Annotated in this window: 17 protein-coding genes; 12 read left to right on the top strand and 5 right to left on the bottom strand. The window is 71.0% G+C overall.

Going from position 1 to position 19,180, the window contains the following annotated elements; all coding sequences use genetic code 11:
* Positions 1-172 precede the first annotated feature (172 nt).
* The 7 genes from ABZ453_RS04330 to ABZ453_RS04300 all read left to right on the top strand — a co-directional run bounded on the left by ABZ453_RS04330 (position 173) and on the right by ABZ453_RS04300 (position 7,956).
* On the top strand, positions 173-1,255 hold the full coding sequence (locus ABZ453_RS04330; protein ID WP_359011419.1) for a substrate-binding domain-containing protein: 1,083 nt from the start codon (positions 173-175) through the stop codon (positions 1,253-1,255).
* A gap of 157 nt (positions 1,256-1,412) precedes the next feature.
* Positions 1,413-2,747, top strand: a complete 1,335-nt coding sequence (locus ABZ453_RS04325) for a sugar ABC transporter substrate-binding protein (protein WP_359011417.1) — start codon at positions 1,413-1,415, stop codon at positions 2,745-2,747.
* Positions 2,748-2,834: 87 nt separating this feature from the next.
* Positions 2,835-3,812: a sugar ABC transporter permease gene (locus tag ABZ453_RS04320; protein ID WP_359011415.1), complete on the top strand. Its 978-nt coding sequence runs from the start codon at positions 2,835-2,837 to the stop codon at positions 3,810-3,812.
* Positions 3,809-4,672 (top strand): carbohydrate ABC transporter permease, encoded by an 864-nt coding sequence (locus ABZ453_RS04315; protein WP_359011413.1) that lies wholly within the window; start codon positions 3,809-3,811, stop codon positions 4,670-4,672. Before ABZ453_RS04320 ends, ABZ453_RS04315 begins: the two co-directional genes overlap by 4 nt.
* A gap of 30 nt (positions 4,673-4,702) precedes the next feature.
* Entirely contained in the window at positions 4,703-5,722 is a 1,020-nt protein-coding gene (locus tag ABZ453_RS04310; protein ID WP_359011411.1) for a hydroxyacid dehydrogenase, read from the top strand.
* Positions 5,719-7,599 (top strand): DUF2264 domain-containing protein, encoded by a 1,881-nt coding sequence (locus tag ABZ453_RS04305; RefSeq protein ID WP_359011409.1) that lies wholly within the window; start codon positions 5,719-5,721, stop codon positions 7,597-7,599. The genes ABZ453_RS04310 and ABZ453_RS04305 overlap by 4 nt, the downstream gene beginning before the upstream one ends.
* 138 nt (positions 7,600-7,737) lie before the next feature.
* Entirely contained in the window at positions 7,738-7,956 is a 219-nt protein-coding gene (locus tag ABZ453_RS04300; RefSeq protein WP_359011407.1) for a hypothetical protein, read from the top strand.
* Between the two features lie 17 nt (positions 7,957-7,973).
* On the opposite strand, the gene ABZ453_RS04295 is transcribed toward ABZ453_RS04300, so the two are convergent.
* Positions 7,974-9,194, bottom strand: a complete 1,221-nt coding sequence (locus tag ABZ453_RS04295) for a metallophosphoesterase (protein ID WP_359011405.1) — start codon at positions 9,192-9,194, stop codon at positions 7,974-7,976.
* A gap of 240 nt (positions 9,195-9,434) precedes the next feature.
* On the opposite strand from ABZ453_RS04295, the gene ABZ453_RS04290 reads away from it, so the two are divergent.
* From ABZ453_RS04290 to ABZ453_RS04270, 5 genes are all read left to right on the top strand, one after another.
* Positions 9,435-9,590: a hypothetical protein gene (locus ABZ453_RS04290; RefSeq protein ID WP_359011403.1), complete on the top strand. Its 156-nt coding sequence runs from the start codon at positions 9,435-9,437 to the stop codon at positions 9,588-9,590.
* 12 nt (positions 9,591-9,602) lie between these two features.
* Complete coding sequence (locus tag ABZ453_RS04285; RefSeq protein ID WP_359011401.1) at positions 9,603-10,226, top strand: SMI1/KNR4 family protein; 624 nt, start codon at positions 9,603-9,605, stop codon at positions 10,224-10,226.
* A gap of 336 nt (positions 10,227-10,562) precedes the next feature.
* The gene (locus ABZ453_RS04280; protein ID WP_359011399.1) at positions 10,563-11,987 is read left to right on the top strand and encodes a DEAD/DEAH box helicase; all 1,425 of its coding nucleotides are present in this window, start codon (positions 10,563-10,565) and stop codon (positions 11,985-11,987) included.
* A gap of 23 nt (positions 11,988-12,010) precedes the next feature.
* Positions 12,011-12,427, top strand: coding sequence for a hypothetical protein (locus tag ABZ453_RS04275; RefSeq protein ID WP_359011397.1), 417 nt, complete (start codon positions 12,011-12,013; stop codon positions 12,425-12,427).
* 165 nt (positions 12,428-12,592) lie between these two features.
* Positions 12,593-13,081 carry a GNAT family N-acetyltransferase gene (locus ABZ453_RS04270; protein WP_359011395.1) on the top strand — a complete coding sequence of 163 codons (489 nt, stop codon included), beginning with the start codon at positions 12,593-12,595 and terminating at the stop codon, positions 13,079-13,081.
* A gap of 464 nt (positions 13,082-13,545) precedes the next feature.
* On the opposite strand, the gene ABZ453_RS04265 is transcribed toward ABZ453_RS04270, so the two are convergent.
* The 4 genes from ABZ453_RS04265 to ABZ453_RS04250 form a co-directional block, all read right to left on the bottom strand.
* Positions 13,546-15,231 carry a ribonuclease J gene (locus ABZ453_RS04265; RefSeq protein WP_359011393.1) on the bottom strand — a complete coding sequence of 562 codons (1,686 nt, stop codon included), beginning with the start codon at positions 15,229-15,231 and terminating at the stop codon, positions 13,546-13,548.
* Between the two features lie 282 nt (positions 15,232-15,513).
* Complete coding sequence (adh, locus tag ABZ453_RS04260) at positions 15,514-17,037, bottom strand: aldehyde dehydrogenase (RefSeq protein ID WP_359011391.1); 1,524 nt, start codon at positions 17,035-17,037, stop codon at positions 15,514-15,516.
* Positions 17,038-17,148: 111 nt separating this feature from the next.
* Positions 17,149-18,480 carry a GAF domain-containing protein gene (locus ABZ453_RS04255; RefSeq protein WP_359011389.1) on the bottom strand — a complete coding sequence of 444 codons (1,332 nt, stop codon included), beginning with the start codon at positions 18,478-18,480 and terminating at the stop codon, positions 17,149-17,151.
* A gap of 71 nt (positions 18,481-18,551) precedes the next feature.
* A complete protein-coding gene (locus ABZ453_RS04250) occupies positions 18,552-19,151 on the bottom strand; it encodes an N-acetylmuramoyl-L-alanine amidase (RefSeq protein ID WP_359011387.1) in 600 nt (199 codons plus the stop codon).
* Positions 19,152-19,180: the final 29 nt, after the last annotated feature.

Genomic DNA, 19,180 nt, shown 5'->3' with positions numbered 1-19,180 from the left:
GCCGCTCCCTTGTCGTGGTTGTGTCTCTGGTCTTTGTTGTCGCATCCGTCGAGCCTCGCGGGCGGGGGGCGGACGGGCAAGCGGATATCCACTCCAGGGAGGGTGGCCGGCGCGGGTGATCGTATGATGGTGGCCGGATCGCTCAAACGAACATTCCCGGGGCGGAGGCCGTATGCGTGAGCCGGTCGATCTCAGGCGGCGGCGGATCCTCGCCGCGGTGCAGGCACGCGGTACGGCACGGGTCGCCGACCTCGCCGCCGAACTGCAGGTGTCGGTGGTGACCGTCCGCCGGGACGTCGAGGAGCTGACCCGCGAGGGCAGGCTGAGGCGCGGCCACGGTGTGGTCCGCTCCACCCTGCCCGCCCAGGAGCTGCCCGAGCGCGCCGCCGGTGAGGGCGACACCGTGGCCGTGGTGGTGCCCGAGCGCCACTCCTACCTCTACGAGACCCTGCACGGCGCCCGCACCGTCCTGGACGCCGCCGGTCTGCGGGTCGCCCTGCACATCGCCCCGCAAGTGCCCGGCGCCGAACGCCCCCAGGTGGAGCGGGCGCTCGCCGACGGGGCCCGCGCGGTGCTGCTCGCGCCCCGCTGGCGCAGCCCCGCGGCGGAGGAGGACGACTACCGCTGGCTCGCCGCGCTGGACGTGCCGACCGTGCTGATGGAGCGCCGCCCGCCGAAGGGCAGCGCCCTGCACGCCATGGACTCGGTCTGCTCCGATCACTGGTACGGCGCCCACCTCGCCGTCGAGCACCTGGTCGGCCTCGGCCACCGGCGCCTGGTCCTCGCGACCCGCGACGACAGCCCCACCGCCCGCACCCTGCGCGCCGCGCTCACCGAGATCGCCGGCGATCACCCCCTGGTAGAGGAGTGGGCCTGGGCGCTGAGTTCCTCCCGCGGCGCCCTCGGCCAGCAGCCCACCGATGTGACGGACCTGGCCGCGCTGTTGCGCAAGGCGGGCGCGACGGCCGCCGTCCTGCACGGCGACGTGGACGCGCTGATGCTGGTGCAGCAGCTCGCCGAGAACGGTGTGCGCGTCCCCGAGGACTGCTCGGTCGTCGCCTACGACGACGTGGTGGCCGGTCTGGGCAGCCCGCCGCTGACGGCGGTGTCACCGCCCAAGGGCGAGGTCGGCCGGGTGGCCGCGGAGCTGCTGCTGCGGCGCCTGGACGCCACCCGCGGAGAGGGGACGCGCTCGGTGCAGCGCGTCGAACTGCTGCCGACCCTCATGGTGCGCGGTTCGACGCGGGCCCTGTGACACGGGGGCCGCGTCGAGCCGTACTCCGCCGGATGAGCGTTTGACCGCTTTATTTTCTTCTGATCGATCTATTGACCGTTTCTCGTGGGCCACGGAGGATTCCGGTGACTCGAACAGGTCGTGCCCACCCGGGCACGCAGGAGCCTCGGGAGGCCCGATGCCTGGTCGACGCAGCCGTCGATCCGTGCTCGCCGCGATGGCCGCCCTGCCGCTGACCGGTGCCGTGAGCGCCTGCAGCGGACAGGGCGCCACCTCGGCGGGCAGCACCAGCGGGACCACGCGCATCACCTTCTGGTCCGCCCTGCGGGGCAGCCAGCAGGTGGTGGACGCGTTCAACCGCACCCACGACCGTGTCCAGGTCGACTTCCAGCAGATCCCGTCCGGCACCCAGGGCGGCTACGCCAAGCTCTCCAACGCCGCCCGGGCCGGCAACGCGCCGGACGTGGCCACCATCGAGTACCCGCAGATACCCGGCTTCGCCATCGACGGCGTCGCCCGCGACATCAGCGGCATGATCAGCGACACCCTCAAGGCCAAGCTCCTGCCGCAGGCCCTCGGCCTCACCACCTTCCAGGGCCGCACCTTCAGCGTCCCGCTGGACGTCGAGCCGATGGTCATGCACTACCGCACCGACCTGTTCGAGCGGTACGGCCTCCATGTCCCGCGCACCTGGGACGAGTTCGCCGAACTCGCGCACACGGTCAAACGCAAGGCGCCCGAACGCCGGCTGGCGCTGTTCCCCACCGACAGCCTCGCCACCCCTTTCGCGGCGTACTGCTGGCAGGCCGGGGCCCAGTGGTTCGACACGTCCCACGGTGCCTGGAACGTCTCCCTCGCCGACGCGCCCACCCGGCGTGTGGCGTCGTACTGGCAGAGACTCATGGACGAGGACGTCGTGTTCGTCAACGCCATGGACAGCCGCCAGTACGACGCGCAGGTCGCCGATGGGCTGGTGCTGACCCGGCTCACCGGCGCCTGGGACGCCGGCGCGCAGATGAAGGCGCAGCCCGGACTGAAGGGCAAGTGGCGGATCGCGCCGCTGCCGCAGTGGGACGAGAGCCACCCGGCCATCGGCACCCACGGCGGCTCCACCTTCGCCGTCACCAAGGACAGCCGGCACCCCGAGGCCGCCATGGAGTTCATCGAGTGGCAGGTCTCCCACCCGGACGCCCTGCGCGCCCGGCTCTCCAGCGGCGCGAGCAGCCAGTACCCGGCGGTGCCCGGCCTGGTCCCCGTCGACCGCAAGGCCTTCGACCGCTCGTACTACGGCGGACAGGACATCTACACCCTCTACGACCAGGAGGCCCGCAAGATCCGCGACGGCTGGGTGTGGGGCCCGCGGATGACCGCCACCGGCAAGGTGATGCAGGACGGCTTCGCCCGCGTCGGCGGCGGTCAGGGCAGCCTCATCGACGCGGTGCGCGCGGCCCAGGACGGCACGATGCCCGACCTGAAGGCCCTGGGCCTGTCCACCACCCAGCACACCACCTGAGCGACCGACAAGGCACACCGCCCGGATCCGAGCGACCGGCAAGGCATCCCGCACCCACCTGAGCCGCCCGAAAGGCAGGTGAACCCCGTGGCCGCGACCACCCAGCACGCCCCGCCCGCCGCACTCCCCGGCACCGCGCCGGCCCCCGCCCACCGCACCCGCAAGGCGGCCCGGCGCCGTCAACTCGGTGCCTGTGGCGTCCTGATGGCGCCCTTCTTCGCCCTGCTGGTGACCGTCTTCCTGATCCCCGTCGGCACCGCCGTCTACCTCAGCTTCTACGGCGACGACCACCCGGGCCTCGGCTTCGGCACCGCCCGCACCATCTTCGTCGGGTTCCGCAGCTACACGGCCGTCCTGACCGACCCGACGTTCCTGTCCGGGCTCGGCACGGTCGCCCTGTACTGCCTGATCTACATCCCGCTCATGGTGATCGGCTCCCTGGTCCTGGCGCTGCTGCTGGACTCCGGCGTCGTACGGCTGCGGGCCTCGGCCCAGCTCGGCCTGTTCCTGCCGCACGCCGTGCCCGGCATCATCGCCGCCCTGATCTGGCTCTACCTGTACACGCCCGGCATCAGCCCGGTCGTCGAACTGTTCGCCAAGGCCGACATCACGGTCGACTTCCTGGGGCTGCACACCGTGCTCCCGTCGATCGTGAACATTGCCCTGTGGAGCAACCTCGGCTACAACATGGTGGTCTTCTACGCCGCCCTGCAGGCCGTGCCCCGCGAGGTGATCGAGGCGTCCGTCGTCGACGGCGCGGGACCCGTGCGCACGGCACTGCAGGTCAAGACCCCGCTGGTGCGCGCCTCGGTGGTCATGGTCGCCATGTTCACCCTGATCTGGGGCCTGCAGCTGTTCACCGAGCCGATGCTGCTCAGCCAGTCCTCCCCGATGATCAGCTCCCGCTTCTCGCCGAGCATGTACATCTACGACGCCGCCTTCACCCGCAACAACTACAGCCTGGCCGCCGCCGCCTCGGTCGTCCTGCTGCTGTGCACCATCGCCCTGTCCTACGCCGTCACCCGCTGGACCAGCCGGCTCGACCGCACGGAGGAGGCCCGATGAGCGCCGCCGACACCACCCTGCTGCGTCCGAGGATGCTGGGCCGGGCCACCGTCAACGTCGTGGTCGCCCTCTCCGTCCTCTACACCCTGCTGCCCGTGCTCTGGCTGGTGCTCGCCGCCGGCAAGACCCGCGACGCGTTGTTCGGCAGCAACATCCTGTCCCTGAAGGACTTCTCCTTCGGCCAGAACCTGTACGACCTGTTCGCCATGGACGGCGGCCAGTACGGCCGCTGGTACCTCAACAGCCTGCTGTACGCCGTCCTCGGCGCAGCGCTGGGCGCTCTGGTGAGCGTGGCCTGCGGCTACGCCTTCGACAAGTACCGCTTCCGGCACAAGGAGAAGCTGTTCGGGCTGGTCCTGGCGGCCGTCATGGTCCCGCAGACCGTCCTCGCCCTGCCGCTGTACCTGATGGCCTCCGGCACCGGGCTCGTCAACACCTTCTGGGCGGTGTTCATCCCGGTCCTGTTCAATCCCTTCGGCGTCTACCTCGGCCGCATCTTCAGCCAGGGCTACGTCCCCGACGAGGTCCTGGAGGCCGCACGCATCGACGGTGCGGGGGAGCTGACCACGTACGCCCGGGTGGCGCTGCGCATGCTCGGTCCCGGCCTGGTGACCGTCTTTCTCTTCCAGCTCACCGCCATCTGGAACAACTTCTTCCTCCCCATGGTGATGCTCTCCAACCAGGACCTGTATCCCGTCAGCCTCGGCCTGTACACGTGGAACAGTCAGGCCACCGTCGAGCCCGACTACTACCCGGTGGTGATCATGGGCTCCCTGCTGGCCGTCCTCCCGCTCATCCTCGCCTTCGTCCTGCTGCAGCGCTTCTGGCGCAGCGGACTGACGGCGGGCTCCGTCAAGTAGTCCGGCTCGCTGAGGAGTTCACGCACCCCCATGACCGACTCGACGTTCCGTCCGCGCGCCGCCCTCGCCATGTCCCGGGACGCGGCCGCGGCCGTCCTCGACCCCGAGTCCCTCGAAGCCCTCGCCGCGATCTGCGACCTCGCCCCACCCCCGGCGCTCGACGACCTCACCACCCCGCGCGCCCGCGAAATCCTCGCCGACGCCGACCTGTTGATCACCGGCTGGGGCTGCCCGCCGCTGGACGCGGCCGCGCTGGCGGCGGCCCCCCGGCTGCGTGCGGTGGTCCACACCGCGGGCAGCGTCCGCGCGCACATCACCGAGGCCTGCTGGGAGCGCGGCATCGAGGTCTCCTCGGCCGCCGCCGCCAACGCCCTGCCGGTCGCCGAGTACACCCTCGCCATGATCCTGCTGACCGGCAAACACGTCCTGGAGCGTGCCCGCGAGTACCACGCCACGCGGGTCCGCGCCCCCTGGCTGAGCACCCCGCGCACCGTCGGCAACCACCGCCGTACCGTCGGCATCCTCTCCGCCTCCCTCACCGGCCGCCGCGTGATGGAGCTGCTGCGCTCCCACGACCTCGACGTCCTCCTGCACGACCCCTACGTCACCGACGCCGATGCCGCCGAACTCGGCGCCACCCGCGTCGGCTTGGAGGAGCTGTTCGTGCGCAGTGACACCGTCAGCGTGCACACTCCGCTGCTGCCCGCCACCCGCGGCCTGGTCAGCCGCACCCTGATCGACGCGATGCGCCCCGGCTCCGTCCTGATCAACACCGCACGCGGCGCGGTCATCGACCAGGACGCCCTCACCGGCGCCGCCCGGGCCGGCCGCATCCGTGCCGTCCTCGACGTCACCGACCCCGAAGTCCTGCCGCCCGAACATCCGTTGTGGGACTGCGACAACGTACTCATCACCCCGCACCTGGCCGGCTCCCAGGGCAATGAATGGGGCCGCCTGGCCGAACTCGCCGTCGCCGAGACGGCCCGCTGGGCCGCGGGCGCCGGTTTCCTGCATCCCGTACGACGCGAAAGGCTGGCGTACACGGCATGACCCTTCCCTTCCCACTTCCCCCGGAGGACCGGGAGTCGAGCCCGTACACCGGATACACCCGCGCCCACTGGGAGGCGGTGGCCGACGGTCTGCTGGCCGCCGCCTGGCGCTGGAGCACCCCGGGCAGCGCGCTGCTCGACCTGCCCGGACGGCCCTCCCGCTCGGGCGTGCGCTCCGACGGTCTGGAGGGCTATGCGCGTACCTTCCTGGCCGCCGCCTTCCGCGTCGCCGGGGCGGACGGCGCCGACCCGCACGGGTGGCTGGAGCGCTACGCGAGCGGACTCACCGCCGGCACCCGCACCCCCGGCCGCGACGACACCGAGTCCTGGCCGCTCATCCTGGACCACCACGTTCAGGGCCAGCCCATGGTCGAGTCGGGGTCGATCGCGCTCGGCCTGCGTCTGACCGCGCCCTGGCTGTGGAAGAACCTCGACGCCGACGTCCAGGACCGCGCCGAGGAATGGCTGCGCGGGGCCCTGCGGCACACGCCGGCGCCGAACAACTGGTACCTCTTCCCCTACACCGTCGCCGGGTTCCTGGAGTCGGTGGGCCGCGGCGATGCCGAGACGGCCGCCGTACGGCAGCGCGCACGGGACCTTCTGGAGGGCTGGTACGTCGGCGACGGCTGGTACACCGACGGTGACGCCCGCGCCTTCGACCACTACAACGGCTGGGCCCTGCACCTGTATCCGGTCCTGGACGCGCATCTCGCCGGCGCGGACGACGGCGTGTACGGCGCCCGCCTGCGCGAACACCTCGACGCCTTCTCCCTGTTCTTCGCCGCGAACGGTGCCCCGCTGCACTACGGGCGCTCACTGACCTACCGCTTCGCCGCCTCGGCCGCCGTCGGCCTCGGCGCCGTCACCGGCCACACCCCGCTCAGCCCGGGCACCTCCCGCCGCCTGATCAGCGGCAGCCTGCGTCACTTCCTTCACCGGGGCGCCGTCACCGAGGACGGACTGCTGAGCCTGGGCTGGTACGGCCCGCACGAGGCGACCCTGCAGACCTACTCCGGCCCCTCCTCGCCGTACTGGGCCTCGAAGGCCTTCGTCGCCCTGCTCGCCCCGCCGAACCATCCCCTGTGGACCGCCCCCGAGGAGCTCGCGCCGGTCGAGTCGGCCGACCGTGTCCTCGCCCTGCCGGCACCCGGGCTGCTGCTCCAGTCGAGCCGCGCCGACGGGATCGTACGACTGCACAACCACGGCACCGACCATGTACGGCCTCATGAGGGCGACTCGGCGGACGCGGACGATCCGCACTACGGGCGGCTGGCGTACTCGACGCACACGGGACCGACGGCGAAGGGCAATGCCGCCGACAACCACCTGTCCGTCGAGGTGGGCGGCCGGGGGAGCGTCCGGTGCCGCGTCCATCCGCTGGGTGCGGGCGGTGATGCCGGCTGGGGCTGGGCCGCCTCCTGGCACCGACCGGTCTACACCGCCGGCCCGCCGATGGTGCCCGGGCTGCGGGTGGAGAGCGTGACGGTGGCCCGGGGGCCGTACGAACTCCGCATCCACCGTGTCATTGGCGCGCCCGCCGACTCCCGTGTCACGCAGACCGGTTGGGCCACCGGCCCGGACGAATCCCTCGTCTCGGCCCTGCACGCCCTGCACGGCTGGGACGAGGAGCCCACTCTGATCCGCGCCCCCCAGGGAACGGCCTACACCCCATGGGCCCAGGTCCCTCGCCTGTCCGGCCGCTCGGGCGGCACGACCGTCCATGTGTCCCTCGCCGCCCTCACCACGGAGCCGGTCGCGCTGTCGGAAGCCGTTTCCGGTGTGCAGGCCGGCGACTCCCGGGTGGAGGTCACCTGGGCGCGGGACGGGGCACGGACACGGGTGGAGTGGGAGCCGCTCCGGGTGTCGCTCGTGGACTAGGGGTCGACGGGGAGGTGCGGTGTCGCCCGCCCGGTGAATGCCCGCCCCAACCATGTCCGCTCCGCGCCGGTCTCAGGGGGGCGTCCGTGGCCGGAGGCCCGGGCGGTGAGACGACGGACCGTGGAAGAGGCAGTGGACATGCGCAGACGCCCGCTACGTGCCCTTGTCGTGGGGCTCCTGCTCGCCGTGGCCGCCCTGGCAGGGATCTGGCAGTGGGCGGCGGGAAGGGCGACGCCCGGCGGGGTGAGCGTGGCGGCGGCCACCGTGGGCCCCGGCAGGGCCGCCGACATCTGCGGTGACGGCTACGAGCTCACGAGCCACGCGAGCTCACCAGCCACGCGTCGCCGAGCTGCGTGAAGCGTCGCAGTGCGTTGCTACGGCGCGGTGGGCTGCTGCGGGGAGCGGAGTACCAGCAGGGTGATCTCGCTGGGGGCGAAGACGCGGAACGGAGGGCCCCAGAAGCCGGTGCCGCGACTGGTGTAGAGGAGGGTGCGGGGGCCGTGGTGGGTGAGGCCGGCGAGGGCGGGCTGGTCGAGGCGGACCAGGTGGTGGAAGGGCCAGATCTGGCCGCCGTGGGTGTGGCCGGAGAGCTGGAGGTCGATGCCGGCTGCTGCCGCCCGGTCGACGAACTTGGGCTGGTGGGCCAGGAGCAGGACGGGCAGGTCGGGGTCGGCGCCGTCCAGTGCTCCGGCGAGGTGCGCGCGGTGGCCGGCCAGGCCCGAGGACTCGGCGGTGACGTCGTCGACGCCGGCGACCACGAGGGTGTCGCCTCCGCGTTCGAGCAGCAGATGGCGGTTGCGCAGCGGCTCCCAGCCCAGTTCGTCCATCAGGTCGACCCAGCCCTGGGCCTCGCTGTAGTACTCGTGGTTGCCGGTGACGTACACACGGGCCCGAGTGGCCTTCACGGAGCCGAGGGGGACGGCCTGGGCGCGGCGGCGTTCGGCCGTGCCGTCCGCGATGTCGCCGGTGTGGCAGACCACGTCGGCTTCCAGGGCGTTCACCGTCTCGCACACCCGAGCCGACCAGCGGGCGCGATCGAGTGGGCCGTAGTGGGTGTCGGTGATCAGGACGACCCGGAGCCCGTCCAACCCGGCACCCAGCCGCGGGAGTCGCACGTCGAGTCGGCGCACGCGTGGCACGCGGCGGGCCTCGGCGTACCCCCACGCGAGCAGGACGGCGGTCACGGCGAGGACGGCCCAGGTGACGATTCGGGCCCGGTCCTGGCTCTCGCCGACGCCCGCCACGGTCAGGGCGAGCCGCAGGAGGATGCCCAGCAGCACCGACCAGGTGAACAGGACCCAGCTGCTGCCCAGCAGGCTGTCCCCGACGATCGCCATCCGGTCCTGCTGGCGCCGGCCGTGGCCGCGCACCATCGCCAGCGGCATACCGACCAGGCCGAGGGCGAACAAGGCGGTGCCGGCCAGCGTGACGGGCAGCGGCCAGTGCTGGCCGCCGTACAGGAGCACCCAGCACGGCACGGTCCACAGCAGGACCGGGGCGATCAGGGGTAGGGAGCGCATCAGGCGGTGCAGTCCGCTCCGCCGCGGTGCCTGCGCCTCGCCCTCGACGGGCCGGGTCTCGCTGGTGTCGGTCACGCTTCCCCTCCTGACCGGGCTGCCCTTTCACGCACTGTATCCGGTCGACCTCGGCAGGAGCCGCGATCGGGGTGGCGCAGCCTCGGGCACGCGCGACCGCCGTCCCATGGGCAGGATGCCGCTCGTGCCCAGGGCCGTCGATCCTTGCCAGAAGCCCGTCCGTACCGGCCGCAGGCCTGGCACAACCGTGACATGCGGCGGCCCGCCGTGGCCGCCGCCGTACGATGGGCGAGCGCTTGCGTGAACGGGTCGGAACTGAAGGCGGCACGCATGACCATGGGCGACGGCGTGGGCCGGCAGTGCTGGTCGGCCGACGCGCACACCTGGAGGAGCCGAGCCGCCCATGTGGGCGCCATGTCGGGCGTCGGCATGGCGCACACGATCATCGTGAGGTAGCAGGATGGCTCCATGACGACGGCACTCACCGCTGCCTGGGCACGTATCCGATCGGCTCTGGACGCCCACGCCCCTTCGACGGCACATGCTGTCCGAACGGCGGCGGCCATGGGTGACGTATCTGAGGCTCAGTCCGTGATGGGGCAGACGTTCCCTGATGCGGTGAGGGATCAACTGTCGCTTTTCGACGGGGCGGAGCCGAATCCAGTCACAGGCGTTCTGCTGCCGCCCTTGTACATCCCCGTCGGCCTCCAGCGCATGCAGATGCTGTGGCAGCGCAAGCGTGCCGCCTCAGTCACTCCGCCCGGCGGGGAAGAGGACACGGGCGTTGCCGGAGAGCCTTGTCGGGGATTTCATCCGCTCCTCGTACCTATCGGCGACGACACGACGGGAGACCTGCTGGTGGTGGACAACAGGCCCGGCGATCTGCGCGGGAGTGTTCTGGCCTGGAGCAGGGATGACGGCGTCTTCGGGGCGCCCATCTGGCACAGCGTGACCGACATGTGGACTGATGTGGCGGGTGCGCTGGAGACCGGATCTGTTCAAGGCGCCCAATATGACGGCGATCCTCATGTGACCCGCAACGGGTGTGCCGCAGTGTTCACCGCTGATGGAATTCTTGAGTGGGAGTTCTAGCGAGGCCAGGCCTGTTCCCGCCCAAGACTGGGGCAATAAGTGAAATCGCCGGAGGAGAAGCCAAGTTGGTCCGCCCCTGGTCCGGATCTTGATGGCGGGGGCCGCGCTGGGCGTCGATGCCGCGTGTCCCTGGGGCACCACATGGCTCCCCGCAGGCAGGTCCGGCTGTCGTTCCTCGGCTGAGCGGCGCGGCATTTGAGGCCCCGACGGTGCGCCCCGTGCTAGCGTTGCGCCTTTGCTGTGTCGCTGTGTCGGCGCTCCGTTGAGTGTCTCTGGTCGGCGGCCGCGTCCCCGCCGCGCCTTCCTCGGTACGGTCCCTTCGGAGGAAGGCTCTCTGTGAGCGAATCAACACGTGCCGATGCCCGGCAGCAGGACGATGTGTCCGAGGCGTCGGGCGCGACTTCGGCAATACCCACGGCTGCCGCGTCCTTCGCCCAGCTGGGGTTGCCGGCCGCGGCTTTGCGGGCGCTCGACGAGCAGGGTGTGACTGTGCCCTTCCCCATCCAGGCGGCGGCGCTGCCGAATGCGCTCGCGGGACGGGACGTCCTGGGCCGGGGCCGCACAGGATCCGGCAAGACGCTCGCCTTCGGCCTGGGGATGCTCGCCCGGACGGCCGGGCAGCGCGCGCAGCCGAAAGAGCCGCTGGCGCTCGTCCTGGTGCCCACCAGGGAGCTGGCGCAGCAGGTCGGTGAGGCGCTCACCCCGTACGCCGAGGCACTGCGGCTGCGGCTCGCGACCGTGGTGGGCGGAGTGTCCATCGGACGGCAGGCCGCGGCCCTGCGGGACGGCGCCGAGATCGTCGTCGCCACACCCGGTCGGCTGCACGACCTCATCGAGCGCAAGGGATGCCGACTGGGACGGGTGCGCATCACGGTCCTGGACGAGGCCGACCAGATGTGTGACATGGGGTTCCTGCCGCAGGTCACAGAGATCCTGGACCAGGTGCGTCCCGACGGGCAGCGCATGCTGTTCTCCGCCACCCTCGACCACGACGTCGACCAGCTCGTGCGGGACTACCTGCGCGATCCCGCCGTCCACTCCGTGGATCCCTCCTCCAGCGCGGTCTCCGCGATCGAGCACCACGTCTTCGTCGTGCACGGCCCGGACCGATACGCCGTCACCACGGAGATCGCTGCTCGGGACGGCCGCGTCCTGCTGTTCCTGGACACCAAGCACGGCGTCGACCAGCTCACCCGGCATCTGCGGGCCAACGGCGTAACCGCCGCCGCCCTGCACAGCGGGAAGTCCCAGCCGCAGCGCACCCGGACCCTGGCCCAGTTCAAGAACGGGCAGATCACGGCGCTGGTGTCGACGAACGTCGCCGCACGCGGCCTGCACGTCGACGACCTCGACCTTGTGGTCAACGTCGACCCGGCCAACGACCCGAAGGACTATCTGCACCGCGCGGGCCGCACGGCCCGGGCGGGGCGCTCCGGCACCGTCGTGACACTCGTCCTGTCGGGACAGCGCCGCGAGACGAGCCAGGTCATGGCGGATGCCGACGTCGTCCCCAAGGTCACCAAAGTCCGGTCCGGCGAGGCGGAGCTAAGCCGGATCACCGGCGCCAAGGCTCCCTCCGGTAAGTCTCTCGACGGCGGGCCTGCCGTACCGCGCCCCAAGATCCACAACGTCCCGTTCGGGGGCCTCGGCGGCACGAAGGACGCGAGGAACAGCTCCGGTGGCAGGCCGTCGCGCAAGAGCAGCGAGGCCCGCAAGCTCGCGGAGGCCCGTAAGGCGGCCCGGGTGCGGCGCGGCGGCTGAGCCGGCTTCGCGAGCTGCCGGCGGTGTCTTCGTCCACGCTGGTGGACGGATACGCCGACCGGAGATCGGTCGGGGTGGGGTCGAACCGGCGGCCGACCCGCGCCTTTGTGAACGGCTCCGCGCAGAGGTCGAGGCTGCCCGCAGAGCCGGCGGTTTCCACACGGCTCCGGTCGTGGGCGCCGATCCCGACGCGGAGGCGCTCCGGCCGGCCACCGCGTACATTCCCGGACGCACGCTCGCCGAGCTCATCGAGCGTCAAGTCCCATGAGGGAAGAGCAGTTGAGGTCTCCTGGGGCACAGCGCTGGCCGAGGCACTCCAAGCCGTCCACGCCTGCGGGCTCGTACACCGGGATCTGAAGCCGGACAAAATCATCATGGCCGACGACGGCCCACGCGTCCTCGATTTCGGCATGGCGCGGACGTGGAGTCCATCCGGCTGACCGCCACCGGGGCGGCCTTCGGCACTTCCGGAACCTCGCGCCCGAGCAGGCTCAAGGTGACGAGGTCGGCGATGGGCAAGCAGTCACCGGGAGCGGTGCGGGAACGCCTGCGCGAGCGGCCGACCCGCCGCACGAAGGCACTCCCCGGTGCGAAATACTCTCCCGATGAGTTCACGCACTTCCCCGGTCAGCCAGCCGATCACGATACGGAGGGCCGTCGCGCGGGATGCCAAACGGCTCACGCGGCTCGTGCGCGGCTCAGGCGCCTACGAGGGCAAGTACGCAGCCGCAGTCGCGGGCTACCGGGTGAGTCCTGATTACATCGAGGCCCACCGTGCCTTCGTGGCCGTCGGCGCCGACGAGTATGAAGGCCGGGTCCTCGGGTTCTACTCGCTCGTCCTTGCTCCGCCGGAGCTCGACCTGCTGTTCGTCGCCGACGACGTGCAAGGACGGGGTATTGGACGGCTGCTCGTCGAACACATGCAGTCCGAGGCCCGTGCCGCCGGGCTCGACCGTCTCAAGGTCGTCTCGCATGTTCCCGCCGAGGACTTCTACCACCGTGTCGGTGCGGTGCGGACCGGGACCGCGTTCGCGAACCCGCCCGCCGTGCCGTGGGACCGTCCCGAATTCGAGTTTCGCATTCCTCCGGAATGACGCGTGCCGGTCCGCGGGGCACCGGCTTCGCCTGCGTGGTGGCCGGCATGCCAACGGACCGGACTACGGACTGCTGGCCGGGGTCTACAGCCGCGACAGCGCGAGGCGTTCCGGGTGGCCAGGCGGCTGGAGATCGGGATGGTGTTCGTCAACAACTACGTCCGCGGCATTCTCGGCGCCCGTCGGAGGCACCAAGCACAGCGGCCACGGGCGCGAGTACGCCCCCGAAACCTCGAACGCCGGAGGGCGTGAATCCCTTACGGCGGCCGCAGAAGTGGTGCGGGCGGCAAGCGAGCCTGCTCTGAAGCGGATGGGGGCGGATCCCCGGTGCGAGCCGGCTGCCACTGTGCGCCCGCACGCTGCGCGGCGAGCCGAGGAAGTGGTCCTGAACTGGACTCTTCCACGGCTCGATCAGGCTGACACCGGCCGCGGCCGGAACCGGGACCGTACTGCCGGGCTGTGGCTCAGGCGTCGATGATGACGGGGATGATGAGGGGCTTGCGGCGGTGGGTGCGGAACGCCCAGTTCGCGACGGCGCGGGCGAGGAGCTGTTCGAGTTGGCGCGCGTCCCCGACGCCTTCCTCGGCCGCGGTGGCCAGGGTCTTCTCGATGACGGGGATGACCGGCTCGAAGGTGGTCTCGTCGTGGACGAAGCCCCGGGCCAGGAAGTCGGGGGCCTCGGCGAGGGCGCCGGTGTCCGCGTCGACGATCGCCACCACCGTGACCACGCCTTCGGCGGCGAGGGTGAGGCGGTCCTTGAGGGACGCCTCGGTGGCACCGCCGACTTCCATGCCGTCCACGTAGACGTTGCCGGCGGGGACCTTGCCGGTGATGGACGCGCGCCCGTCGACCAGGTCGACGACGACGCCGTCCTCGGCGATGACGACCCGGTCGGGGTCGACACCGGTGCGGATGGCGAGGTCGCCGTTGGCCCGCAGGTGGCGCCATTCGCCGTGCACGGGCATGACGTTGCGGGGTTTGACGATGTTGTAGCAGTAGACGAGTTCCCCGGCGCTGGCATGCCCGGAGACATGCACCTTGGCGTTGCCCTTGTGGACCACGTGGGCGCCCCACCGAGTGAGTCCGTTGATCACCCGGTAGATGGCGTTCTCGTTGCCGGGGATGAGGGAACTGGCGAGCAGGACGGTGTCGTCCTTGCCGATGCGGATCATGTGGTCGCGGTTGGCCATCCGTGACAGCGCGGCCATCGGTTCGCCCTGGGAGCCGGTGCACACCAGAGTGATCTTGTGGTCCGGGAGCTTCTCCAGCTCCTTGGTGTTCACGACCAGACCGGAGGGGACCTTCAGATAGCCCAGGTCACGGGCGATGCCCATATTGCGGACCATCGACCGGCCGACGAAGGCGACCTTGCGGCCGTGCTGGTGGGCGGCGTCCAGGACCTGCTGGATGCGGTGTACGTGGCTGGCGAAGCTGGAGACGATGACCCGGCGCGGCGCGGTGCGCATCACCTGCTCGATCGCCGGGTTCAGCTCACGCTCGGAGGTGGTGAAGCCAGGTACTTCCGCGTTGGTGGAGTCGGTGAGGAACAGGTCCACGCCCTCCTCGCCGAGGCGGGCGAAGGCGCGCAGATCGGTGATGCGGTCGTCGAGAGGGAACTGGTCCATCTTGAAGTCGCCGGTGTGCAGCACCATCCCGGCCCGGGTGCGGACAGCGACCGCGAGGCTGTCGGGGATGGAGTGGTTGACCGCCACGAACTCGCAGTCGAAGGGCCCGAAGCCACGCCGGTCGCCCTCCCGCACCCGCACCGTGCGCGGCCGGATGCCGTGTTCCTTGAGCTTGGCCTCCAGGAACGCCAGCGTCAGCTTGGAGCCGACGACGGGAATGTCGGACCGCTCGCGCAGCAGGTAGGGCACGCCGCCGATGTGGTCCTCGTGGCCGTGGGTGAGGACCATGCCCACGATGTCGTCCAGGCGGTCCCGGATCGAGGTGAAGTCCGGCAGGATCACGTCCACGCCGGGCTGGGTCTCCTCGGGGAACAGCACGCCGCAGTCGACGATGAGCAGCTTGCCCGCGTGCTCGAAGACGGTCATGTTGCGGCCGATCTCACCCAGGCCGCCCAGGGCGATGACCCGCAGCCCTCCTTCGGGAAGGGGCGGTGCGGCTTTCAGCTCGGGGTGCGGATGACTCATGCCCCCGACGGTACCCGGAGAGTGGCCCGGGGTGATCCATTGCCGGTGCGATCTCCTTTCCCGACGGAGCGGGAGGCCCGCAGCGGGCGCCTCGGCACGATCGGATCACGTCGGCGGCCGGAACAGGCAGGGGTGAAACGGCCGAACCATCCACGACTGGCCCGGGATTGATTCCCATGGGTGTCAGACAGTAGCAAGAAGGCTCCATTTGATCACAGACTGTAGCCGTTGTTTCGGGTTGCCTGGAGCACGATGATGTCTCCAGGCAACCGACGTCAGGCTCTAGAAGAACCCAAGCTTCCGCGGGCTGTATGAAACCAGCAGGTTCTTCGTCTGCTGGTAGTGCTCCAGCATCATCTTGTGGGTCTCGCGGCCGATGCCCGACCCCTTGTAGCCGCCGAACGCCGCGTGTGCCGGGTAGGCGTGGTAGCAGTTCGTCCAGACGCGGCCCGCCTGGATCGCGCGGCCGGCGCGGTAGGCGGTGTTGACGTCCCGTGTCCACACGCCCGCCCCGAGGCCGTACAGCGTGTCGTTGGCGATCTTGATGGCGTCGTCGAAGTCGTCGAAGGACGTCACCGAGACGACCGGCCCGAAGATCTCCTCCTGGAAGATCCGCATACGGTTGTGGCCCTCGAAGATGGTCGGCTGGACGTAATAGCCGCCCTTCAACTCGCCGTCGTGCTCGATGCGCTCGCCGCCGGTGAGCACCTTGGCGCCCTCCTGCCGGCCGATGTCGAGGTAGGAGAGGATCTTCTCCAGCTGGTCGTTGGAGGCCTGCGCGCCGATCATCGTGTCCGTGTCGAGCGGGTGGCCGGTCTTGATGAGCTGGGTGCGGGCCACCGCCGCCTCCATGAACTCGGCGTAGTGGCCCCGCTGGACCAGCGCCCGCGACGGGCAGGTGCAGACCTCGCCCTGGTTGAGGGCGAACATCGTGAAGCCCTCGAGCGCCTTGTCCCGGAAGTCGTCGTCAGCGCCCCAGACGTCCTCGAAGAAGATGTTCGGGGACTTGCCGCCGAGTTCCAGCGTGACGGGGGTGATGTTCTCGGAGGCGTACTGCATGATCAGCCGACCGGTCGTGGTCTCACCGGTGAACGCCACCTTCGCCACCCGCGGGCTGGACGCCAGCGGCTTGCCCGCCTCCACGCCGAAGCCGTTGACGATGTTCACCACACCCGGCGGCAGCAGGTCGGCGACCAGGCTCATCCAGTAGTGGATGGACGCCGGGGTCTGCTCGGCCGGCTTGAGCACGACCGCGTTGCCCGCGGCCAGCGCCGGCGCCAGTTTCCAGGTCGCCATCAGGATCGGGAAGTTCCACGGGATGATCTGCGCGACCACACCGAGCGGCTCGTGGAAGTGGTAGGCCACCGTGTCGTCGTCGACCTCGCCGAGCGAGCCCTCCTGCGCCCGGATCGCGCCCGCGAAGTAGCGGAAGTGGTCGATGGCCAGCGGGATGTCGGCGGCCAGCGTCTCGCGCACCGGCTTGCCGTTCTCCCAGCTCTCGGCGACCGCGAGCCGTTCGAGGTTGGCCTCCATCCGGTCGGCGATCTTCAGCAGGATGTCGGAGCGCTCGGTCACCGACGTACGGCCCCAGGCCGGCGCCGCCGCGTGCGCCGCGTCGAGCGCCCGCTCCACGTCCTCCGCCGTGCCCCGCGCGATCTCGGTGAACGGCAGCCCGTTCACCGGCGACGGGTTCTCGAAGTACTGCCCGCGGGCCGGCGGTACGTACTCGCCCCCGATGAAGTGGTCGTAGCGCGCCTGGTAGGAGACGATCGCGCCCTCGGTGCCGGGCGCAGCGTAACGGGTCATGCGGTGGGCCTCCTTCAGAAGCGCTGCCCGCCGTTGGGCAGCTTTCGCCAGGAGGCTAGGAACGCCTACGTTGCAACCACGTTGCCGTGCGCGGGACGGTGGCGCCGATGGTCATGACGGCCGGCCCGGGCGGCGGACGGCGACTCCGGTCCAGTGGGCCGGTGCCCCCAGCTCGGACTCCAGTGCCGCGAGGCGCGAACGGACCGCCGGCGTGGGCCGCAACGCCGCCAGCGCCCGCCACACCTCCAGATCGTCCTCGCCCCAGGGCGCGTGCGCCCAGTCCGCCAGCAGGTCGGGATCGCGGCGGGCGATCAGCGCCGAGCGCAGACCGTCGGCGAGGCGGTGCCTGAGCCGCACCACCGCCGGGGCCTGGGAACCCGGCAGCAGCGGACCGCCGTAGCCCTTGGCGGCCGCCGTGATCGCGCCCGTCTCCAGACGCCGCTCGACGACGGCGACATCGGACTCCACCGGCACGGTCAGCCGGTACGGCCGCGAACCCAGCAGAGCCGGGCCCAGTACCCGGCGCAGCCGCGCCATCTCGGCACGCAGCGTCACCGGTGTCACCGACTCGTCCTCGTACAGCGCGCACAGCAGCTCGTCCCCGGTCAGCCCCTCGGGGTGCCGGGACAGCAGGACGAGGATCTCGCTGTGCCGCCGGCTGAGCCTGATCCGTCGCCCTTCCACGAGGAGTTGGGCCTCGTCCCGGCCGAGGGCCGTCAGCTCCGGCGTGCCGTCGGCGGACCGCTCGGGGACGAGCAGCGCCAGCTGGGACTCCGCGGCCCGCGCGACCGCCTGTACGAACCCCAGGCTGTGCGGATGCGCGAGCCCGTCCCCGCCGGTGATGTCCACGGCGCCGAGCACCCGCCCGGTGCGCGGATCGTGCACCGGCGCCGCCGCGCACGTCCACGGCTGCACGCGCCGGCTGAAGTGCTCGGCCGCGAACACCTGCACCGGCCGGTCGACGGCGACCGCGGTGCCCGGCGCGTTGGTGCCCATCGCCGACTCCGCCCAGCGGGCACCCGGCACGAAGTTCATCCGTCCCGCCCGCTGCCTGGTCGTCGAATGCCCCTCCACCCACAGCAGCCTGCCGTGCGCGTCGCACACCGCCAGCAGATGCTCGCCGTCGGCGGCGAAGGTACCCAGCAGCTCCCGGAACAGGGGCATCACCCGCGCCAGCGGATGCTCGGCCCGGTAGGCGCCGAGATCACCGTCGACGAGCTCCACGTTCGCCGTGCCGTCGGGTCCCACCCCGGCCCGCGCGGAACGTCGCCACGACTCGGCCACCACCGAACGCACCGGGCGGGTCACCGTGCCCGCCTCGGTGAACGTCTCGTGCGCACGGCGCAGCATCCGCGCGTGCTCGGCAGGGTCGGCCCCCGGCTCCAGGGCCACCCACGGATCGGTCAACTGGGCCTCCCCGGCTGGTGATGCGGTTGGGGACATCGTCACTCCCCGTGCGCGCCCGGACAACCGTTTCGACCGCGCTCACCTCGAACGGTGGCCCCGTCGCACGGTCAGGCGAAGTTGACCAGTCTGATGTAGCGCGACCAGTCCCAGTTCGGCCCGGGATCCGTGTGGTCCGTCCCCGGCACCTCGTAGTGACCGATGATGTGCGCCCGGTCCTTGGGGATGCCGTACTTGTCGCAGACCCGCGCCGTCAGCCGGGCCGACTGCTCGTAGAGGGCGTCGGTGAAGTATGCCGGTTTGTCCACCCACCCTTCGTGTTCGATACCGATACTGCGGGTGTTGTAGTCCCAGTTCCCCGCGTGCCAGGCGACGTCGGCCTCGCGCACGCACTGCGCCACATGGCCGTCGGCCGACCGAACCAGGTAGTGCGCGGACACGTTCTTCTGCGCGTTCTCGAAAATGGCGAGCGTGTCGGAGTAGGCCTCCTGCGTGACGTGGATGACCACGTAGTCCAGCGGATAGGACGAGGGGCGGTCGGAGACCGTGTAGTTGGCGGTGTTCGCCGGCTGCCACTCGGCGGACGGGTAGTCGGGCGCCTGGACCTGGGCGTCGGCCTGCGGGTCGGGAAGCAGCGCGTAGGGAACGGCGGCGAGGGCGGCGCCCTTCAGGAACCGTCGCCGTGTGGTGCTGGGTCTTGCTCGCTCCATGGAGCCGTGCCTTTCGGACGTGGGGGGTG

The organism is Streptomyces sp. NPDC005799 (assembly GCF_040630525.1).
Classification (GTDB): Bacteria; Actinomycetota; Actinomycetes; order Streptomycetales; family Streptomycetaceae; genus Streptomyces; species Streptomyces griseorubiginosus_B.
This window is presented reverse-complemented; position numbering and strand designations above follow the sequence as displayed.